At 65.7% G+C, this 18,083-nt stretch carries 13 protein-coding genes and 2 pseudogenes; 5 read left to right on the top strand and 10 right to left on the bottom strand.

Annotated elements, in window-relative coordinates:
- The first annotated feature begins 229 nt into the window (after positions 1–229).
- Complete coding sequence (locus tag PVZ78_RS07450) at positions 230–3,961, top strand: autotransporter domain-containing protein (protein ID WP_273828510.1); 3,732 nt, start codon at positions 230–232, stop codon at positions 3,959–3,961.
- A 310-nt stretch (positions 3,962–4,271) separates the two neighbouring features.
- Positions 4,272–4,433, top strand: a pseudogene (locus PVZ78_RS07445) (hypothetical protein); the annotation flags it as partial.
- 10 nt (positions 4,434–4,443) lie between these two features.
- Here the strand turns inward: PVZ78_RS07445 and PVZ78_RS07440 are convergent.
- A complete protein-coding gene (locus PVZ78_RS07440) occupies positions 4,444–5,205 on the bottom strand; it encodes an alpha/beta hydrolase (protein WP_273828509.1) in 762 nt (253 codons plus the stop codon).
- A 412-nt stretch (positions 5,206–5,617) separates the two neighbouring features.
- Between PVZ78_RS07440 and PVZ78_RS07435 the strand changes: the two genes are divergently transcribed.
- The 3 genes and pseudogenes from PVZ78_RS07435 to PVZ78_RS07430 all read left to right on the top strand — a co-directional run bounded on the left by PVZ78_RS07435 (position 5,618) and on the right by PVZ78_RS07430 (position 8,628).
- On the top strand, positions 5,618–7,213 hold the full coding sequence (locus PVZ78_RS07435; RefSeq protein ID WP_273828508.1) for a serine/threonine-protein kinase: 1,596 nt from the start codon (positions 5,618–5,620) through the stop codon (positions 7,211–7,213).
- A gap of 110 nt (positions 7,214–7,323) precedes the next feature.
- A pseudogene (locus PVZ78_RS31755) lies at positions 7,324–7,422 on the top strand (IS1595 family transposase); the annotation flags it as partial.
- 90 nt (positions 7,423–7,512) lie between these two features.
- Positions 7,513–8,628 (top strand): Gfo/Idh/MocA family protein, encoded by a 1,116-nt coding sequence (locus PVZ78_RS07430; RefSeq protein ID WP_110175146.1) that lies wholly within the window; start codon positions 7,513–7,515, stop codon positions 8,626–8,628.
- Between the two features lie 109 nt (positions 8,629–8,737).
- On the opposite strand, the gene PVZ78_RS07425 is transcribed toward PVZ78_RS07430, so the two are convergent.
- The 9 genes from PVZ78_RS07425 to PVZ78_RS07385 form a co-directional block, all read right to left on the bottom strand.
- Positions 8,738–10,171: an FAD/NAD(P)-binding protein gene (locus PVZ78_RS07425; protein ID WP_273828507.1), complete on the bottom strand. Its 1,434-nt coding sequence runs from the start codon at positions 10,169–10,171 to the stop codon at positions 8,738–8,740.
- A gap of 14 nt (positions 10,172–10,185) precedes the next feature.
- Positions 10,186–10,953, bottom strand: coding sequence for an ABC transporter ATP-binding protein (locus tag PVZ78_RS07420; protein WP_009048500.1), 768 nt, complete (start codon positions 10,951–10,953; stop codon positions 10,186–10,188).
- Positions 10,954–10,956: 3 nt separating this feature from the next.
- Entirely contained in the window at positions 10,957–12,297 is a 1,341-nt protein-coding gene (locus tag PVZ78_RS07415; RefSeq protein WP_273828506.1) for an ABC transporter substrate-binding protein, read from the bottom strand.
- 26 nt (positions 12,298–12,323) lie between these two features.
- Positions 12,324–13,373 carry a branched-chain amino acid ABC transporter permease gene (locus PVZ78_RS07410; RefSeq protein ID WP_053268799.1) on the bottom strand — a complete coding sequence of 350 codons (1,050 nt, stop codon included), beginning with the start codon at positions 13,371–13,373 and terminating at the stop codon, positions 12,324–12,326.
- Between the two features lie 4 nt (positions 13,374–13,377).
- The gene (locus PVZ78_RS07405) at positions 13,378–14,259 is read right to left on the bottom strand and encodes a branched-chain amino acid ABC transporter permease (RefSeq protein WP_028682686.1); all 882 of its coding nucleotides are present in this window, start codon (positions 14,257–14,259) and stop codon (positions 13,378–13,380) included.
- On the bottom strand, positions 14,259–15,035 hold the full coding sequence (locus PVZ78_RS07400; protein WP_016701808.1) for an ABC transporter ATP-binding protein: 777 nt from the start codon (positions 15,033–15,035) through the stop codon (positions 14,259–14,261). Before PVZ78_RS07400 ends, PVZ78_RS07405 begins: the two co-directional genes overlap by 1 nt.
- A complete protein-coding gene (locus PVZ78_RS07395; protein ID WP_016701807.1) occupies positions 15,032–16,021 on the bottom strand; it encodes an AMP-binding protein in 990 nt (329 codons plus the stop codon). The genes PVZ78_RS07400 and PVZ78_RS07395 overlap by 4 nt, the downstream gene beginning before the upstream one ends.
- Before the next feature lie 167 nt (positions 16,022–16,188).
- Positions 16,189–17,607, bottom strand: coding sequence for an LLM class flavin-dependent oxidoreductase (locus tag PVZ78_RS07390; protein ID WP_273828505.1), 1,419 nt, complete (start codon positions 17,605–17,607; stop codon positions 16,189–16,191).
- Positions 17,607–18,083, bottom strand: a complete 477-nt coding sequence (locus PVZ78_RS07385) for an acyl-CoA dehydrogenase (protein WP_028682683.1) — start codon at positions 18,081–18,083, stop codon at positions 17,607–17,609. Before PVZ78_RS07385 ends, PVZ78_RS07390 begins: the two co-directional genes overlap by 1 nt.

The following is an 18,083-nucleotide window of genomic DNA, read 5'->3' as shown; positions in this document are numbered from 1 at the left end:
AACAACTGACAACTCGTTGATTGTCGACTTTCTAATATGTACCACCTAGTGAGTATCAAGCGAACAGTAACGATAACCGGGACTGAATTCCCTATTGCTCAATAAAAACAATAAGCACACCAGGCGCTTCTAAACAGCACCTTTGTTTCGGCCCATCATTTAAACCCTGCCTATTACAAGAGATCGAAACATCAGTTTCGACCAAGGACATATCTCAAGGAAAAGGAACATGGACGTAGCAGGTATCGATTCAGGCAAACGCAGCAACCGTTTAAAACCGGCTTCCCTGAGCCCTGTCGCAATGGCCATCGCCTTGTGGCTGGGTCAGGGCCAGATGGCTCTGGCAGATAATCCGCCCACCGGCTCGCCCTATACACCCCAGGTATTGGAGGCTGCGTTCAGGAACGCCGCTGCGTCATTCGCGCCGGGCAGCGCCGTGTATACCAACTTGCGTTTTGGTGTAGGCAATACCCTGGACCAGGCAGCCAAAGAGTTTGCCGCGCAATCGACAAAGTTCGACTCGTTGCTCCAGCAGAACTACGAGTTGCAGGCGGAAAACCTGTCGATCAGTGCAATGCTCGGCGATACGAGCAAGCCACTTGATTACAACAACAATCTGGATCGCTATAAAAGCCGCCTGTTCAGCAACTCTGGCCGTTATACCCAGAACATATTCGACTTCGCCCAAGCGATTATTGCCAACCTGCCGGCGGCCCAACCTTATACCTATATAGAGCCGGGTGTGGCCACGAACCTGCATAAACAACTCAATACCGGACAGTCATGGTCCGCCGCGACCGGCAACTGGAGCAATAACGCGCAAACCTGGAAGACTCCGGAAGCCCAGGTCAACTCCGGCCTGGACCGGACCAACGCCTATTACGCCTATGCCCTGGGTATCACCGGGAAAGGGGTAAACGTCGGCGTGCTGGACTCGGGCATCCTCAGTGAACATTCGGAATTCCAGGGCAAGAACGCCGCAGGCGAAAATCGTGTGCAGGCGGTCACCTCGACCGGCGAATACTACGCAACCCATCCGCGCTATCGGCTGGAGGTGCCGGCCGGCGAGTTCCACAAAGGTGAGCACTTCAGTATTCCGGGTGAGTACGACCCGAGCTTCAACGACGGCCACGGCACGGAAATGTCCGGAGTACTGGCGGCCAGTCGCAATGGTACCGGCATGCACGGTATCGCCTTCGACGCCAATCTGTTCGTGGCCAACACCGGCGGCAGCGATAACGACCGTTATCAAGGCTCCAACGACCTCGACTACAACGCCTTCATGGCCAGCTACGACGCGCTGGCGGCGAAAAAAGTGTCGATCGTCAACCAGAGCTGGGGGCAGAACTCGCGTAATGACGTAGAGAACCACTTCGGCACGGTCGGCGACAGCCCGCAGGCTATCCTCAGGGACATGACCGCCGCCTACCGGCCGTTCTGGGACAAGGCCCACGCGGGCCAGAAGACCTGGATGGATGCCATGGCCGACGCCGGCCGGCAGTACTCGTTCATCCAGATCATCTCTGCCGGCAACGACAGCCATGGCGCCAACCCGGACACCAACGCCAACCTCCCCTATTTCAAGCCGGACCTGGAATCCAAGTGGCTGTCCATCACCGGTTATGACGAGAGCGGCGCCCAGGTCTACAACCGCTGCGGCACCTCCAAGTGGTGGTGCGTCATGGGGGTTTCCGGCATTCCGTCCGCAGGACCGGAAGGCGAGATCATCCCCAACGCCAACGGCACCTCGGCGGCCGCCCCCAGCGTTTCCGGCGCCCTGGCCCTGGTGATCCAGCGCTTTCCCTACATGACCGCGAGCCAGGCCCGCGATGTCTTGCTGACCACCTCCACCCTGCAAACCCCGGACGGCCCGGACACCCCGGTCGGCGACCGGACGGGCGGACGCACCTACGACAACCTGCAACCGGTGCACGACGCCGCTCCCGGCACCCCGCAGGTGCCAGGCGTGGTCAACGGCTGGGGCCTGCCCAACCTGAAAAAGGCCATGCAGGGCCCGGGACAGTTCGTCGGCGCACTGGCCGTGGCGCTGCCCGCCGGCACCCGCGATATCTGGGCCAACGACATCTCCGACGAAGCGATCCGTGTCCGACGCAGTGAAGACGCTGCCGAACAGGCCACCTGGAGCGCTATCAAGCAGCAAAAAGGTTGGGTCAACGGTCTGCCGGCCGGGGCCTCGGCGGACGATCAATTCCAGTACGAGATCGGCATGGCCCGGGAACGGGCAACGCTGACCCGCGGCCTGGACCCGCTGACCGGCCAGACCTATGTCGGCAGCCTGACAAAGTCCGGGGATGGGGAACTGGTACTCGACGGTCAGAGCCGCTATTCGGGCAGTACCTGGGTCCGTGGCGGCAAGCTCTCGGTGGACGGCAGCTTGACCTCCAGCGTGACGGTCGATGGCAGCGCCGTGGGCACCGTCGATGCCAATAACCAGGTGGTCACCCGTATCGGCGGCACCCTGGCGGGTAATGGCAGCATCGGCACCCTGCTGGTGAACAACGGCGGTACCGTGGCCCCCGGCCATTCGGTCGGCACCCTGCACACCGGCGACGTCACGTTCAACCCGGGCTCGGTGTACGCGGTGGAAATCGCCGCCAACGGGCAGACCGACACTATCCAGAGCACGGGCGTGGCGACTCTCAACGGCGGACAGGTCACCCTCTCCATGGAAAACAGCCCCAACCTGCTGTCTGCGGCCCAGGCCAGCAGCTACCTGGGCCAGCAGTTCAACATCCTCAGCGCCAGCCAGGGAATCAACGGCCAGTTCGCTGCCGTCGTCCCCAGCTTCTTGTTCCTCGACACCCGCCTGGACTACCAGCCGAACCAGCTGAACCTGGGCATCTACCGCAACCAGACCGCGTTCGCCAGCGTAGCCTTGACCCGTAACGAGCGTGCCGTCGCCAGCGCCATCGACACATTGAGCGCAGGTAATCCGGTGTACGAGAGCATCCTGGCCTCCGACTCGGCGGAACTGGCGCGACAAGCCTTCAACCAGCTCGATGGCCAGGTGCACGCCGACATCGCCGCTGCGCAGATCGCTGACAGCCGTTACCTGCGTGACGCAGTCAACGGCCGCCTGCAACAGGCTCAGGCCCTGGATATCGATAGGGATATCCAGGCCAGCAGCAATGGTGGCTGGGTGCAATTGCTCGGCGGCCACAGGCAAGTCGACGCCGATCACAACGCCACGCGCTACAGCACTTCCACCACCGGCGTCCTGCTCGGCCTGGACACCGACGTCGGCGATGGCTGGCGCGTCGGGGCGGCAACCGGCTACACCCGAACCGATCTGAACGGAGCCTCCAGGACTTCCGCCGACAGCGACAACTATCACCTGTCGATCTATGGCGGCAAACGTTTCGACAGCATCGCCCTGCGCCTCGGCGGAGCCACCACCTGGCACCGCTTCGACACTTCCCGTGACGTGACGTACGGCAACCAGTCGAGCCATGAAAAAGCCAACTACAACGCGCGTACCGATCAGGTGTTCGGCGAAATCGGCTACACCCGGTGGGCGGCTTTCGAGCCTTTCGCCAACCTCAGCTACATCAACTTCCAGAACGACTCGTTCAAGGAACGCGGCGGTGCGGCAGCCTTGCATGGCAGCAAGCAAAGCCAGGACGCCACGCTCTCGACCCTTGGCCTGCGAGGTCATACGCAATTGCCGGTGAGCGCCACCCGCTCGGTGACCTTGCGTGGCGAGCTGGGCTGGGAACACCAGTACGGCGACCTGGATCGTGAAACCTCATTGAAATTTGCCGGCAGTGCGACGGCCTTTGCGGTGAACGGCGTGCCGGTGTCTCGCGATGGCGCGGTGGTCAAGGCCGCTGCGGAAATGGCCATGAGCAAAGACACCCTGGTGTCGCTGAACTACACCGGGCTGGTGTCCGGCCATGGCGGTGGCAGCGCGGTCAACCTGGGGTTCACCTTCCAGTTCTGACCCTGCTCGGGTGATCGGCCCATGGGTGCAATGACTGTTCATTGCACCCTTTTTATTGGCGATGTCTCAATAGCCTGTTGCAAGAACCAGTTTGAAAGGTAGGCATCCACCCAGGAGGTCTACCGATCATGGATACGCAGCCTTTCACCACTGGCTGGCTCAATTGAGCCAACTCAACACCCGGCAGAGAACCACTCAACCAAGCCCTGCAGAGTTCGCGGCCGTCAGCAGCGCTGGATGGCTTGCCGGCCTTGCAGCTCTGCCCGCATTGCCAAGCCAAAGCTGAGCGTCTTGGGGATGGTCGCGGGGCCTGCTCGACCAGCGCGTGCCGCGCCAGGACGAAGCCGGCAAGCTCAGCCAGCACTCGCAGCTCGGCGAGCTGGCCGAAGGCGCCGCCAAGCGCGTGCTGTCGGCGCAGATCCGCCTGTCGATCCGCCAGGTGGCCATGGACAGGCGCGAGGAGCCGGCATAAGCCGGCGCGCTCACAGCCCGCTGCGGAGCAGTTCCAGGAACCGCGGGCTCGCGTCTATCGAATTATGCCCCGCGTCCGGGACGACCTCGAGCCTGGCCACGCCGGGGGCGAAATGCGCATAGAGCGTCTCGGTGCTCGAACGCGGGATGACTTCGTCGTGTTCGGCGGCGATCAGCAAAGTCGGCACGGCGATGCGCGGTGCGTATTTCCAGGATTCGAACTTGTCCCGCAGCAGCCACCTCACCGGAAGAAAGGGAAACTGGCTGGCGGCGAACTCCTGCAGGCTGTGGAACGGCGTGATCAGCACCAGGCGCGATGCCGGACGCTGGCTGGCCAGGCGCACGGCGACAGCCGCGCCGAGGCTGCGCCCGGCCACCACGATACGCGGGTGGGCGGCCTGCACCTTGTCGAACAAGGCCATGGCATCGCCCGCGATGGCCGCCTCGGAGGGCGATCCGGAACTGCCGCCATAGCCTCGGTAGTGCAGCAGGTAGAGTGCATGCTCGGGAAAGGCCCGGGCAAACTCCGGCAGGTTGAGGGACACGTCCTCGGCGTTGCCGCCGAAGTAGAGCAACGCGTTCGGGCCGTCGTGGGGCCTCACGGAAACCAGCACCTCGGCGTCGGCGACCGGCAGCCTGAGCAGCGTGGCGGGGCTGGCGATGGCGCGGGGCTGGGGGAAGTAGATGAGCGAACGCTGCAACCCCCACGCCGCGACGCAGAGCGCCAGGTACAAGGCGCCGAGCAACGCCAGGAGCGAAACCATTCGTGACATGTGGCTCACCTCCGTGGGCTACGAAGCGCCGCTGAACGACCGCCGGCGGTCGCTTGCAGCGCCCCAGGATAGGCTCATATGCCGGCATTGCGCACTCGACCCGGCGCCCGGGGGCTTGCCCAGCCAGGCGCAGCGCGAAACGCCAGGACGGCGGCAGACGGCGAGCCGGGAACTATCGGAAAAGTTCCCCGCTCTTATCAATTAGAGCCCCAACGGGTGACATTCGGCCCGACAGGCCGGGGTTCTGCCCAGCCAGGCGCAGCGCGAAACGCCAGGACGGCAGCAGACGGCGAGCCAGGAACTACCGGAAAAGTTCCCCGCTCTTAATTCATTAGAGACCTGATCCGACGGGTGACATCCGGCCCGACAGTATCGGTGATACCTCAATCAGCGGCTGCGTACGGATTCTTTCATGGACGAACGATTACCCGAGATACCCGGCTACTGCGTGCATAGCCGGCTTGGCCAAGGCGGGATGGCCGAAGTCTACCTGGCAACCCAGGAGTCGCTGCACCGCAAGGTGGCGGTGAAGGTGCTGCTCAACGCCAATGACGAGGCGTTCAGCAAGCGCTTCATCCGCGAGGGGCATATCGTCGCCTCGTTGCACCACCCCACGATCATCACCATCCACGACATCAACAGACTGGCCGATGGCCGCTACTACCTGGCCATGGAGTTCGTCGGCGGCGGCGACCTGGCCCGGCACAAGGGCGAGGTGTTCGAGCCGACGCGCGCCCTGGATATCGTCCGGCAGATCGCCACCGGCCTGGCCGTGGTGCATGAGCAGGGCCTGATCCACCGCGATATCAAGCCGGCGAACATCCTCTTTCGCAGCGACGGCACGGTGGTGATCACCGATTTCGGCATCGCCAAGGCGCTGGAGATGGACAGCGAGCTCACCGGGCTCGGGATCGCGGTCGGCAGCCCGGCCTACAGCAGCCCGGAACAGACGCAGTGCCAGCCGCTGGATATCCGCACCGACATCTACAGCCTGGGCGTGATCTTCCTGGAGATGCTCATCGGCACCAATCCGTTCCGCGGCGCCAGCTATACCCAGACCGTGATGAACCACGTGCAGATGCCGGCGCCGAGCTTGCCGGCGCATATCAGCCCGTACAAGGCGGTACTCGAGCGGATGCTGGCGAAGGACCCCAACCAGCGCTTCGCCGACTGCCGGGCGCTGCTGCAGGCACTCGATGAGCTGGACCAGCCAGAGCAACCGGACGAACCGGACGAGCCCAGCGAGGTGGCGCTGGAATCTACCCGCTTCGCGCCGGCCCTGGTCGATCCTGCGCCGCCCCAGGCCCAGGCCGAGGCCGAGCCCGCCCGCCAGCGCAGCCCGAACAGGCGCCTGGCGCTGTGGGCACTCGGCGGCCTGCTGCTGCTCGGCGCTGCCAGCGGCACCGGCCTGTACCTGCAGCAGCGGTTCGAGATCGCCGAGCTGCTGGCACGTGGCGAACAGCGCCTGGCGGCGGGCCAGCTGGTCGAGCCGGCGCAAGACAATGCCGAGTATTTCTTCAACCAGGCCTTGCAGCTCGACGAAGCCAGCGCCCAGGCCCGGCAAGGACTGCAACGGGTAGCCGCGGCGCGGATCGCCGGCTACCGGCAACTGGCCGAGCAGCGCATCGCCGAAGAACACCTGCTGGAACCCGAGGATGACAGCGCGGTGTTCTATTACCGGCAGATGCTCGGCCTGGAGCCGGGGAACGCCAAGGCGCTGGCCGGGTTGAACCAGGTGGCACTGCTCTACGCCGAGATGAGCGAAAGCGCGTATGCCAAGGGCGATCGCGACCTGGCGCGGGCCTATATCAAGCATGGCCTGGAAGCCCGTCCGGACAGCCCCGAACTACTCGCACTCCAGGACCAGCATGAGCAGCGCAAACGCAGTGCCCAGGCGCCGCGCCCGTCCGCTGCGCGGCCTTCACCGCCGCCCTCGGCACCTCAATCGACCGGCGAGCGGGCGGAACAGCCGAATGCGGCCAAACGCCTGTGGAACAGGCTCTTTTGATGTGACCAGGGCATGCGGAGCCGAGGCCGAGACATAAAAAACTATGCCTCAATAGCCTGTTGCCAGAACACGTCTGAAAGGTAGGCATCCACCCAGGAGGTCTACCTTTCATGCATACGCAAGCCTTTCACCACTGGCTGGCTCAATTGAGCCCACTCAGCACCCAGCAGAGAACCACACTCAACCAAGCCCCGGCCGTCAGCGGCGCGCCACTGAAAATTTATTCCACAGATTGCAATTACCGAATTTTTATTCCATAAATAGCACTCCCTACAATAAGAATTCTGAAAGGTCCGGCTATGGGTGAACTTGGAATAGGCTTGATCGGCACCGGCTTCATGGGGCGGGCCCATGCGCTGGCGTTTCGTAATGTCAGTGCGGTATTCGAATTGCCGGTGCGCCTGCACCTGGCGGCGCTGGCCGATGCCGACAGCCAGCGCGCCGAACACTGCGCCGCGGCCTGGGGATTTGCCCGGGCCCACAGCGACTGGCAACGGCTGATCGACGACCCCAGGGTCGATCTGGTGGCGATCACCACGCCCAATCACCTGCACTTCCCCATGGCCATGGCCGCGCTGAAGGCCGGCAAGGCGGTGTACTGCGAAAAACCCCTGGCGGTCAGCGTCGAGCAGGCGCAGCAGATGCAGCAGGCGGCCCAAGCCGCCGGGGTGGTCACCCGGGTCGGCTACAACTATCAGCACAACCCGATGATCGTGCAGGCCAAGGCGCTGATCGACAGCGGCGAACTGGGGCAGATCGTCAACTTCCAGGGCGAGTTCAGCGAAGACTTCATGGCCGACCCGGCCTCGCCCTTCTCCTGGCGCTGCGAGCCACAACACGCCGGCGGCGCCCTGGCCGACCTGGGCAGCCATCTGCTGGCCATGGCGCGTTATCTGCTGGGTGAGGTCGAGGCGGTCTGCGCCGACAGCCAGACCGTGCACCACCAGCGCCCGGCCAGCGCCGGCAGCCAGGAACAGCGCCCGATCGCCGTGGACGACCAGGCCCACGCCCTGCTGCGTTTCGCCAGCGGCGCCCGCGGGACCTTCAGCAGCAGCTGGCTCAAGCACGGCTACAAGAACCACCTGAGTTTCGAGATCAGCGGCACCCGCGGCACCCTGGCCTTCGACCAGGAGCGCCTCAACGAACTGCGCCTGTACCGTATCGGCGATAGCGGCTTCCAGCGTCTGCTGGCCGGGCCCGCCCTGCCCGGCTACGCCGCCTTCAGCCCGGCCCCGGGGCATCAGCTGGGCTACAACGAGCTGAAGACCCTGGAGGTGCATGAACTGATCATGGCGCTTGGCGGCCAGGGGCAAGGCGGGACGGATTTCGCGGAAGCCTGGCAGGTGGAGCGGCTGGCGGCGGCGATCCGGGTCGCGGCGCGGGAGCAGCGTTGGGTGAGTGTCGAGCCCCTTTAAAACCCCACCGCCATGCCTGTAGGAGCGAGCTTGCTCGCGATAGAAACAACGCGGTGTGTCTGACCCAACGCTTCGCGAGCAAGCTCGCTCCTACAGGGGGTTGGCGTTGTTATGCCAATGCAACCAACCGCGCCGCCAACGCCTTGGCCTGGCTGGCCACATCGGTCACCGCGGTGCTTTCCCACCACATGCCGCGCAACGGCGGGCCCATGGCGAACAGCCGGCTGGCGACCTGCCCCTGGGCATCCACCACCGCGCCACCGGCGTCGGCCCGGATCCCCAGGGCCAGCGGTCCCGGCTGGATCAGGCCACGGGCCAGCAGTTGCTGCGGCAATGGCCGGGCCACCCGGCGCCAGTCGTATTCGATGCCGCTGGAGTTGATCAACGCATCCCCCACGACCCAGCTGGTTTGCGTCTCGCCGCGGCGACGGATGCCAATCGCCAGGCGCCCATTCGCCGAAGGCTCCAAGCCCTTGAACGAGGCGGCATGGATACGCAGCCGCCCTTCCCTGTGCAAACGCGCCACCAGCTCGGCGCTCAGCGGCGGCGAACGGTGGTGATGGCTTTCCCACCAGGGCCGCACATGGCGCACGAACTGCCGGCGCTGCCCATCCGTGGCCTGGCTCCACAAGCGCCCGATATGCGCGCGCACCGTGTCCAGCGGCGCCTGCCAGTCCACGCCGTCCGCCAGCGCCTGGCGGCACTGGCGACGCAGCTCGTGCAACAGCTGGCGCGGCGTGCGGATGCTCGGGTCCTCGGCGAGGAAATCGACCCAGGCCGGTGGCTGGCGCCGCACATGGGGCAACAGGCCGTGGCGCGAGAACACCTCGATCGGCCCGCGATGCCCGGCCTGCTCCAGGGACACCACGGCGTCGACCATGGTCAGCCCGGAGCCGATGATCAGCACGGTCGCCTGCGGGTCGAGCCGGCTCATGGCCGCGACATCCCAGGGGTCCAGCGCGGCGGCGTTGAGGCCGCTGGATTCGGTCTGCGGCGTACGCGCCGCCGGGAACATGCCGGTGGCCAGCACGGCAAAGGCGCCGCGTAGTCGCTGGCCGTCGTTGAGGGTCAGCCAGGCACCCTCGGTGTCGGCTTGCAAGTCCACCACCTCGGCGCGCACATGCGTCACCGTCGAGCCCTGCAAGGCGCCGATCGCCTGGGCTTCGGCCAGCCGTTGCTGGACATACAGGCCGAAGATCCCGCGAGGCGCAAACAGCTCGCTGACCGGCACCGACTGCCGGTCCGACTCGGGCCAGCCGCCGCCGGCGATGTAGTCGCTCAGCCACTGGGTCAGGTCGTCGGCGTTGTCCGGGTCGACGCTCATGCGCGCGGCGTTGCCGTTCAGGGTGTGGCCCAGCTCGACGGCGCTGTAGGCCTCGCCGCGCCCCAGCTCGCTGCGCGGCTCGATCACCCGCACCTGGCGCCGGCCCGGCAGGCGCAGCAGTTGGGCGGCGAGCAAGGCGCCGCTCAGGCCGCCGCCGACGATCAGTACATCGGCATCACGGGTGGCACCAGTCGCCCGTCCGTTGGGTGTTTGGCTCATGGGGTTCTCACGGGTCAGTGCCTGCCTAGGTAGAAGTCCTGCAGATCGCCTCGGGCCAGCAGTTCATCGGCCGTGCCGGACCAGGCCACGCGCCCGGTGTCGAGCACGTAGGCCCTGGAGGCGTACTTGAGCGCCACATTAATGTTTTGTTCGGCGATCAGGAAGCTCACCCGCGCCTCGCGATTGAGTTGCGCGACGATTTCGAAAATCTCCTGGACGATGATCGGCGCCAGGCCCATGGACGGCTCGTCCAGCAGCACCAGGCGCGGCCGGGTCATCAGCGCGCGGCCAAGGGCGACCATCTGCTGCTCGCCGCCCGAAGTCAGGCCGGCGCGGGTGCCGCGCTTGGTCTTCAGGCGCGGGAACCAGGCGTAGATGCGCTCCAGGTCGGCGGCCAGCTCCCGGCGGCTCAGGCCACGGACAAAACCGCCGCTGCGCAGGTTGTCCTCCACCGTCAGCTGCGGGAACACATGGCGCCCCTCCAGCACATGGACCATGCCCTGGCGCACCCGCTGGCTCGGGTCGACACCGGCGCTGTCCTGGCCGAGAAAGGCGATCGAGCCCCGGCTGACCTCGGCCCGCTCGGCGCGCAGCAGCCCGGAGATCGCCTTGAGGGTGGTGCTCTTGCCGGCACCGTTGGCCCCCAGCAAAGTGACTATGCCGCCCTCGGGCACGCCCAGGGAAACCCCGGCCACCGCGAGGATCGCCCCGTCGTAGATCACCTCGATATCGCGCACCTGCAACAGGTCGTCGGCCGTGGCGGCCGGAGCGGTCTGGCTCATGTGTCATTCATCCCCGGCGCAACTGCGTGGCGTGAGGTTCTTCTCCTTGGCGAACGCCGCCGACTTCTCGTCGATCAGCGGCCGCAGCAAGGCGCGGTCGGCGGCGATCCAGTCGCTGATCAGGGTCCAGTGGGCGCCGTCCCACTGCTGCACCCGCGCCGAACCGCCGCCCTCGTGATCGCGGCAGGACAGCTTGAGGTTCTGCATCAAACCCAGGTAACCCATGGCCTTGAGCCGGGCGTCGTCGATGTTCAGGTGCTCCAGGCCCCAGCGCCCTTCTTCGCCATTGAGCGGGCGCTTGCCGAACTTGCCCTGGGCGGTGCGGATCGCTTCGACCGCCACCGCAGCGTTCACCAGCCCGGAGTTGTAGTACACGCTGCCGAAATTCTTCAGGTCCTTGAGGTCGCTCTTGCCCTGGTCGAGGATGTGTTGCTTGAGACGTCGGTGGATCTCGAAATCGCTTCCCGCCGGATACGGCGTCAGCGCCAGATAGCCTTTGGCCGCGGCGCCGGCCGGCAATACGTCTTCGCTGGAGCTGGCCCAGATGTCGCCGATGATGTGGTCCACCGGGAAGCCGAAGCGCGCGGCGGTCTTCACCGCCACCGGGGTCGAGACGCCCCAGGTGCGCAGGAATACCCAGTCGGGGTTCTGCTGGCGCACCTGGCGCCACTGCGCCGACTGCTCGTTGCCCGGATCGGCCACCGGGATCTGGATGTTCTCGAAGCCGTATTTCTCCGCCAGCAGCTTCAGCGGGCCGAGGGTTTCCCGGCCATAGGCCGAGTCGTGGTAGACCGTGGCGATCTTCTTGCCCTTGAGCTTGTCGAAGCCGCCCTCGCGCTCGGCGATGTAGTTCACCAGGGTCGAGGCCTCGCTGTAGAAGGTCAGCATCACCGGAAAGTTATAGGGAAACACCGTGCCGTCGGTGGCCTCGGTACGGCCGTAGCCCAGGGTGATCAGCGGGATCTTGTCGACCTCGGCGCGCTCGCTCAGGGCATAGGCCGCCGGGGCGCCGTTGGGCTGATAGACCGCCACCGGCGCGCCGTCCAGGCCGTTCTTGAAGCGCTCGTAGCACTCGATGCCCTTCTCCGCCGTCCACTCGGTCTCGCACTCCAGCCAGACCAGCTTGACCCCGTTGATCCCGCCTTCCACCTGATTGATGTAGTTCAGGTAGTCGATCATGCCGGCCCACACCTGCACCCCGCTGGAGGCATAGGCACCGACCCGGTAGGTGGCCAGCGGGAAGAACTGCTGGTCCGCCACGGCCTGCGCCACAGGCACCGCACTGCCTAGGAGCGCCAGCGTCACCGCGACGCCGGCCAGGGAACGTTTCAAGGATGCACGCATATTTTCTCTCTACTCAGCAGTGGAATTCAGAAACGCAGCGGCCAGTGGCCCAGCCGTTGCCGGAGATTGCCCAGCAGGCGGATCAGGCCCTCCGGCTCCTTGATCAGGAACAGGATGATCAGCACGCCGAAGATGATTTTCTGCAGGTTCTGCAACTGCCCGGCATCCACCGCGCCGCCCGACAGCGCTTGCCCGGCGTGGCTGAGCAGGATCGGCAGCAGGCTGATAAAGGCCGCGCCGACGAAGTTGCCGGCCACGCTGCCCATGCCGCCGATAATGATGATGAACAGGATCTGGAACGAACGATTGATATCGAAGCTGCTGGCGCTGGCCGTGCCCAGGTAGGCGAACGCCCACAGGGCACCGGCGATGCCCAGGTAGAAGGAGCTGACGGCGAATGCCAGGCGCTTGTAGCGCGCCACCGGAATGCCGATCACCGCCGCCGCGGTGTCCATGTCGCGGATCGCCATCCAGTTGCGCCCGACCTGGCTGCGCACCAGATTCAGCGCCACCCAGGTCAACAGCAGCACGCAGGCCAGGGTCAGCAGGTAACGCCCGACCGGGGTATTGAGGTCGTGGCCGAACAGGCTCAGCCGGGGCGCCGAGATGGTCCCCGAGGAGCCGTAGTTGTAGAACCAGGGAAACTTGACGAACAGCCACTCCAGGAAGAACTGCGCCGCCAGGGTGGTGACCATCAGGTAGAAGCCCTTGATCCGCGAACTGGGCAGGCCGAACAGCCAGCCCACCGCCGCGCTGACCAGACCGCCGCCGAGCAAGGCCAGGGGCAGCCCCAGCTCCGGCAGGCGCAGCAGGAAGCCGTAGGTGGCGAAGGCGCCGACCGCCATGAAGCCGGCGGCGCCGACCGAGGTCTGGCCGGTGTAGCCGGTGAGCAGATTGAGGCCGAGCCCGGCCAGGGACAGCACCAGGAACGGAATCAAAATGGCGTTGAGCCAATAGTCGTTACCCACCAGGGGCACGCCGACGAAGGCCAGGAGCAACAGGCCGCCCAGGCCCCAGGGCAGGCGGCGCGGGACCAACAGCACAGGCGCGGTGGCCTGGGTCAAGGGAATGGACATGGATTCAGACTCGCTCGATGGCGCGCTCGCCGAACAGGCCGGCGGGACGGATATAAAGGAAGGCCAGGGCCAGCACATAGGCGAACCACGGGGTGATGCCGCCGCCGATCAGCGGGCCGATATAGACCTCGGCCAGGTTCTCGGCGGCGCCGACGATCAGCCCGCCGACAATCGCCCCGCCGATCGAGGTGAAGCCGCCGATGATCAGCACCGGCAAAGCCTTGAGCACCACCAGCGACAGCGAGAACTGCACGCCCTGGCGCGCCCCCCAGAGCAGCCCGGCCACCAGCCCGACGATGCCGGCCACGGCCCAGACGATCTGCCAGATGCGGTTGAGGTTGATGCCGATCGACAGCGCGGCCGTGGTGTCGTCGGCCACCGCGCGCAGCGACACGCCGATGCGGGTCTTGTTGAACAGCAGCGCCAGCACTGTCACCAGCACCACGGCGGTGGCCGCGGCGATCAGGTCGAACTGGCTGAGCATCAACGGCCCGAGCAACAGCGGCACGTCGTCGATGCCCAGGTCCAGCGCCCTGACCTGGGAGCCCATCAACCCCTGGGCCAGGCCCTCGATGATGAACGACAGGCCCAGGGTGGCCATGAACAGGGTGATCTGCGAACGATTGACCAGCGGCCGCAGCACCAGCCGCTCGATCAGCCAGGCGCCGGCGATCATCACCAGCACCGTCGCCAGCAGCGCCAGGACAAAGGGCACGCCCTGGTCGTGCAGGCTGACGAAGGTCAGCGCGGCGAACAGCAGCATCGCGCCCTGGGCGAAATTGAACACGCCGCTGGCCTTGTAGATCAGCACGAAGCCGATGGCCACCAGCGAATACAGGGTGCCGGCCAACAGGCCGCCCAGCAGGGTTTCGAAGAAAAAGCCCATCAGTGCACCACCCCCAGGTAGGCGGCGATCACCTCGGGGTCGGCCTGCACTTCGGCCGGGGTGCCGTCGCCGACCTTGCGCCCGTAGTCCAGCACCACCACATGGTCGGACAGCTCCATGACCACGCTCATATCGTGCTCGATCAGCACCACCGTGGTGCCGAGGTCGCGGTTGATATCGGCGATGAAGCGCGCCATGTCCTGCTTTTCCTCGGCGTTCATCCCGGCCATGGGCTCGTCCAGCAGCAACAGGCTGGGCCCGGCGATCAAGGCCCGGCCCAGCTCGACGCGCTTTTGCAGGCCGTAGGCCAGGTTGCCCACCGGCACCTCGCGCTGGGCCTGCAAGTCGAGGAATTCGAGAACGCCCTGGGCCAGCTGCCGGTGGGCCTCGGCCTCGCGCCGTGCCCGGGGCAGCCCCAGGGCCTGCTCGATAAAGCTGGCGCGGGTGTGCCGCGACAGGCCGCTGAGCAGGTTGTCGATCACGCTCATCTGCTTGAACAGCGCGTTGTTCTGGAAGGTGCGGCCAATGCCCCGGCGCGCAGCCTGCAAGGGGTCGATGCGCTGGAACGCCTCGCGGTCGAAGACAATCGAGCCGGCATCGAAGCGATAGACGCCATTGAGGATATTGAGCAAGGAACTCTTGCCGGCGCCGTTGGGCCCGATCAGCGCGCAGATCTCGCCGCGCGCGACCGCGAAGGACAGCTGGTTGATCGCCTTCACCCCCTTGAACGACAGGGAGATGGCATTGACTTGCAGGATGGGGTCGGCGGCGCTCATGCGATATTCCGTTTGAATTCGGCCAGCCATACCGGCGCTGAAGATTTCGAGGGCGTGCCGGGGGCCTGCCAGATGTAATCCAGGCGCTGGAAGCCCAGGAGCCGGCGCACCCGGTTCTTCAGCAGCCGTTGCAGGGGGCGGTGCGGCTGGGCAATGGCCCAGTCGCACAGGCGGCGGCGCCAACTGCCGGGGGGCGCCAGGCGGCTTTCGATATCGTCGGCCAGGCGTTGCAGGCAAGGGCCCGAGAGCAGCAGGCCGCTGGGAGCGACATCGCGGCGGTCGCGGCTGGCCGAACCGCGGCTTTCCGGAAAGGCCAGGCTATGGCCGCTGTGCAGCCACTGGTGCAGCAAGACCCTCAGGCCTTCCGGCCAGTGCGTGCCCTCCTCGCTCCACAGCTGCGCGGCATGGGCCGGATGCCGCCAGTGGTTCTGGCGCTGGGGCTTTTCCCGGCTGCCCAGCAGGTCGCTGAAAGCCAGCACCGGCTGGCGCGAACCCTCTGGCAGGCGCGGAACGGTCTGATGGGCGATCAACAATTGCGGGGCGATGCTGTTTTCGCCGGCCGCGACCCAGCGCAGCAGTTGCTGGCGCGAATGCACGAAGGCATGGCTGGGGCGCAAGTTCCACAGGGCCTGGCGCAGGGCTTGCGGATCGAGCTCGTCGCTCAGGGTCAGCACCTGGCCGCCCACCCGTTGCGCGGCCAGGGCCAGAAGCAGCAGGTTGGGCTCGAACAGCCCGCTCAACGCCAGTCGCGAGCCCTCGTCGAAACCCTGTTGCCGCAAGCCGTCGGCCAGGCGCTCGACATCGCGCGCGGCATCGATCCAACGCCAGTTGTACCAATGGCCGTGGCGCTTGTGACGCAACGCGCTGGCCAACGGGCTGACCTGCGCCCAGTGCTGCAACAGCTCCAGGGCCGCGGGCAGCAGCACGCTGTTTTCCGGTGTTCGCGCATCCGCCGGGGGCGAACGCTTGAGTTCATGCACGCTCATGGACTGACCTCGATTCCTTGGGCAAAAGCGTGCGGTGGTCCGCTGGCTGGTTTTTTGGTTTGCACTGCACCTGTAGCCGCTGCCGCAGGCTGCGATCGACCGGAACGGTCGCGGCGATTGCACTCACGCCGGAGGTCCTCCGGACCTATCGCAGCCTTCGGCAGCGGCTACAGAGACGGTACGCGGATGGAGGCCACCTGCTGCTCCTGGCGATGCAAGGCCGCCAGATCGCGATAAGCACTGCCCGGATGACTCTCCGGCAAGCGCGGCCCGGCGCCGAACAGCTTCTCGCGCAAGGTGCCGGGGGCGTATTCGGTCTTGTACACGTCGCGCTTCTGCAACTCGGGGACCAGCAGTTCGACGGCGTCGACGAAGGTTTCGTGGGTCAGCGCATAGGCCAGGTTGAAGCCGTCCACATCGGTGTCCTCGACCCACTCCTGGAGCAGGTCGGCCACGGTTTCCGGGCTGCCGACGAACAGCGGGCCGAAGCCGCCGATGCCGACCCAGTCCGCCAGCTCATGGGGCGTCCAGACCTTGTTCGGGTCGGCCGTAGAGAAGGCTTCCACCGCCGACTGGATGGCGTTGGTGTGCACATGCTTGAGCGGCTCATCGGGCTTGAACTGGCTGAAGTCGATGCCGGTCCAGCCGGAAATCAGCGCCATGGCGCCCTCGTAGCTGACCCAGGACTTGTACTCCTCGAACTTGGCCCTGGCCTTGGCGTCGGTCTCGCCGAGGATCACCGTCTGCAGGTTGAAGATCAGGATCTTCGCCGGATCGCGCCCGGCCTCGGCGGCGCGGCGACGGATATCGGCCACGGTCTTTTTCAGCAGCACCTTGGATGGCGCGGCGACAAACACGCACTCGGCCTGCTCGGCAGCGAACTGCTTGCCACGGCTCGACGCGCCGGCCTGGTAAAGCACCGGGGTACGTTGCGGCGAAGGCTCGCAGAGGTGGATGCCCGGCACCTGGAAGTGTTGGCCGAAGTGCTGGATCTCATGGATCTTGCTCGGGTCGCTGAAGATCCGCCGTTCCCGGTCGCGCAGCACCGCGCCCTCTTCCCAGCTGCCTTCCCAGAGCTTGTAGCAAACCTGCAGGTATTCCTCGGCGTAGTCGTAGCGGGCGTCGTGCTCGGTCTGGGCTTTCTGCCCGAGGTTCTTCGCCCCGCTTTCCAGGTAGGAGGTGACAATGTTCCAGCCGGCCCGGCCCTTGGTCAGGTGATCGAGGGTCGAAAGACGCCGGGCGAAGGGATAGGGATGCTCGAACGACAAGGAGGCGGTCAGGCCGAAGCCCAGGTGCTCGGTGACCAGGGCCATGGGCGGGATCAGTTGCAGCGGGTCGTTCACCGGCACCTGGGCCGCCTGGCGGATCGCCGCCTCGCCGTTGCCCTGGTAGACGTCATAGATGCCCAGCACATCGGCAATGAACAGGCCATCGAACTTGCCGCGCTCGAGGATCCGCGCCAGGTCGGTCCAGTATTCGAGGTCCTTGTACTGCCAGGAGCGGTCCCGGGGATGGGCCCACAGGCCCGGCGACTGATGGCCGACACAGTTCATGTCGAAGGCGTTGAGACGGATTTCACGGGGCATCAAACCGCACTCCTGAAACTGGGCGGCACCACGCCGTTGAGGCGGTAGTTGCCGATCAACGGGTATTTCCAGCGCAACGGCTCATCCAGCGCGGCGGGCAGCGGGCTGCGCTGGCCGGTCAACTCGAACTCGGCGTGGCTCACCGCGAGCAAGGCCTCGCGGCTGGCGATGGCCGCCTCGGCCTGGGCCACCCCGACCTCGGCGACATCCTGTTCCCTGGCGAGCAAGGCCTGCGCCCGCTCCTGCAAGGCGGCGGCGACTTCGATGCGGATCAGCAGGTCGCCAAAGCGGCTGATCACATAAGGGTCGTCGCTGGCCCTGGCCAGGCCGCTGCCGGGCCAGGGCCTGGCCTGTTCACGGACAAAGGTGAGGGTCGATTGCAGCAGTTCGCGGGCGCGACTCAGGTCGCCATGGCTTGGCTCATGCTCTGCATCGGAGTGTTTTTGCTGGGTGGTGGCTTGGCTCAATGCGTTCAT

Origin of the sequence: Pseudomonas sp. SBT1-2, from assembly GCF_028640875.1 — a bacterium.
In the GTDB taxonomy this organism is placed as follows: Bacteria; Pseudomonadota; Gammaproteobacteria; order Pseudomonadales; family Pseudomonadaceae; genus Aquipseudomonas; species Aquipseudomonas chlororaphis_I.
The sequence above is the reverse complement of the archived record's forward strand: the minus strand, read 5'-3'. Positions and strand labels throughout refer to the sequence as shown.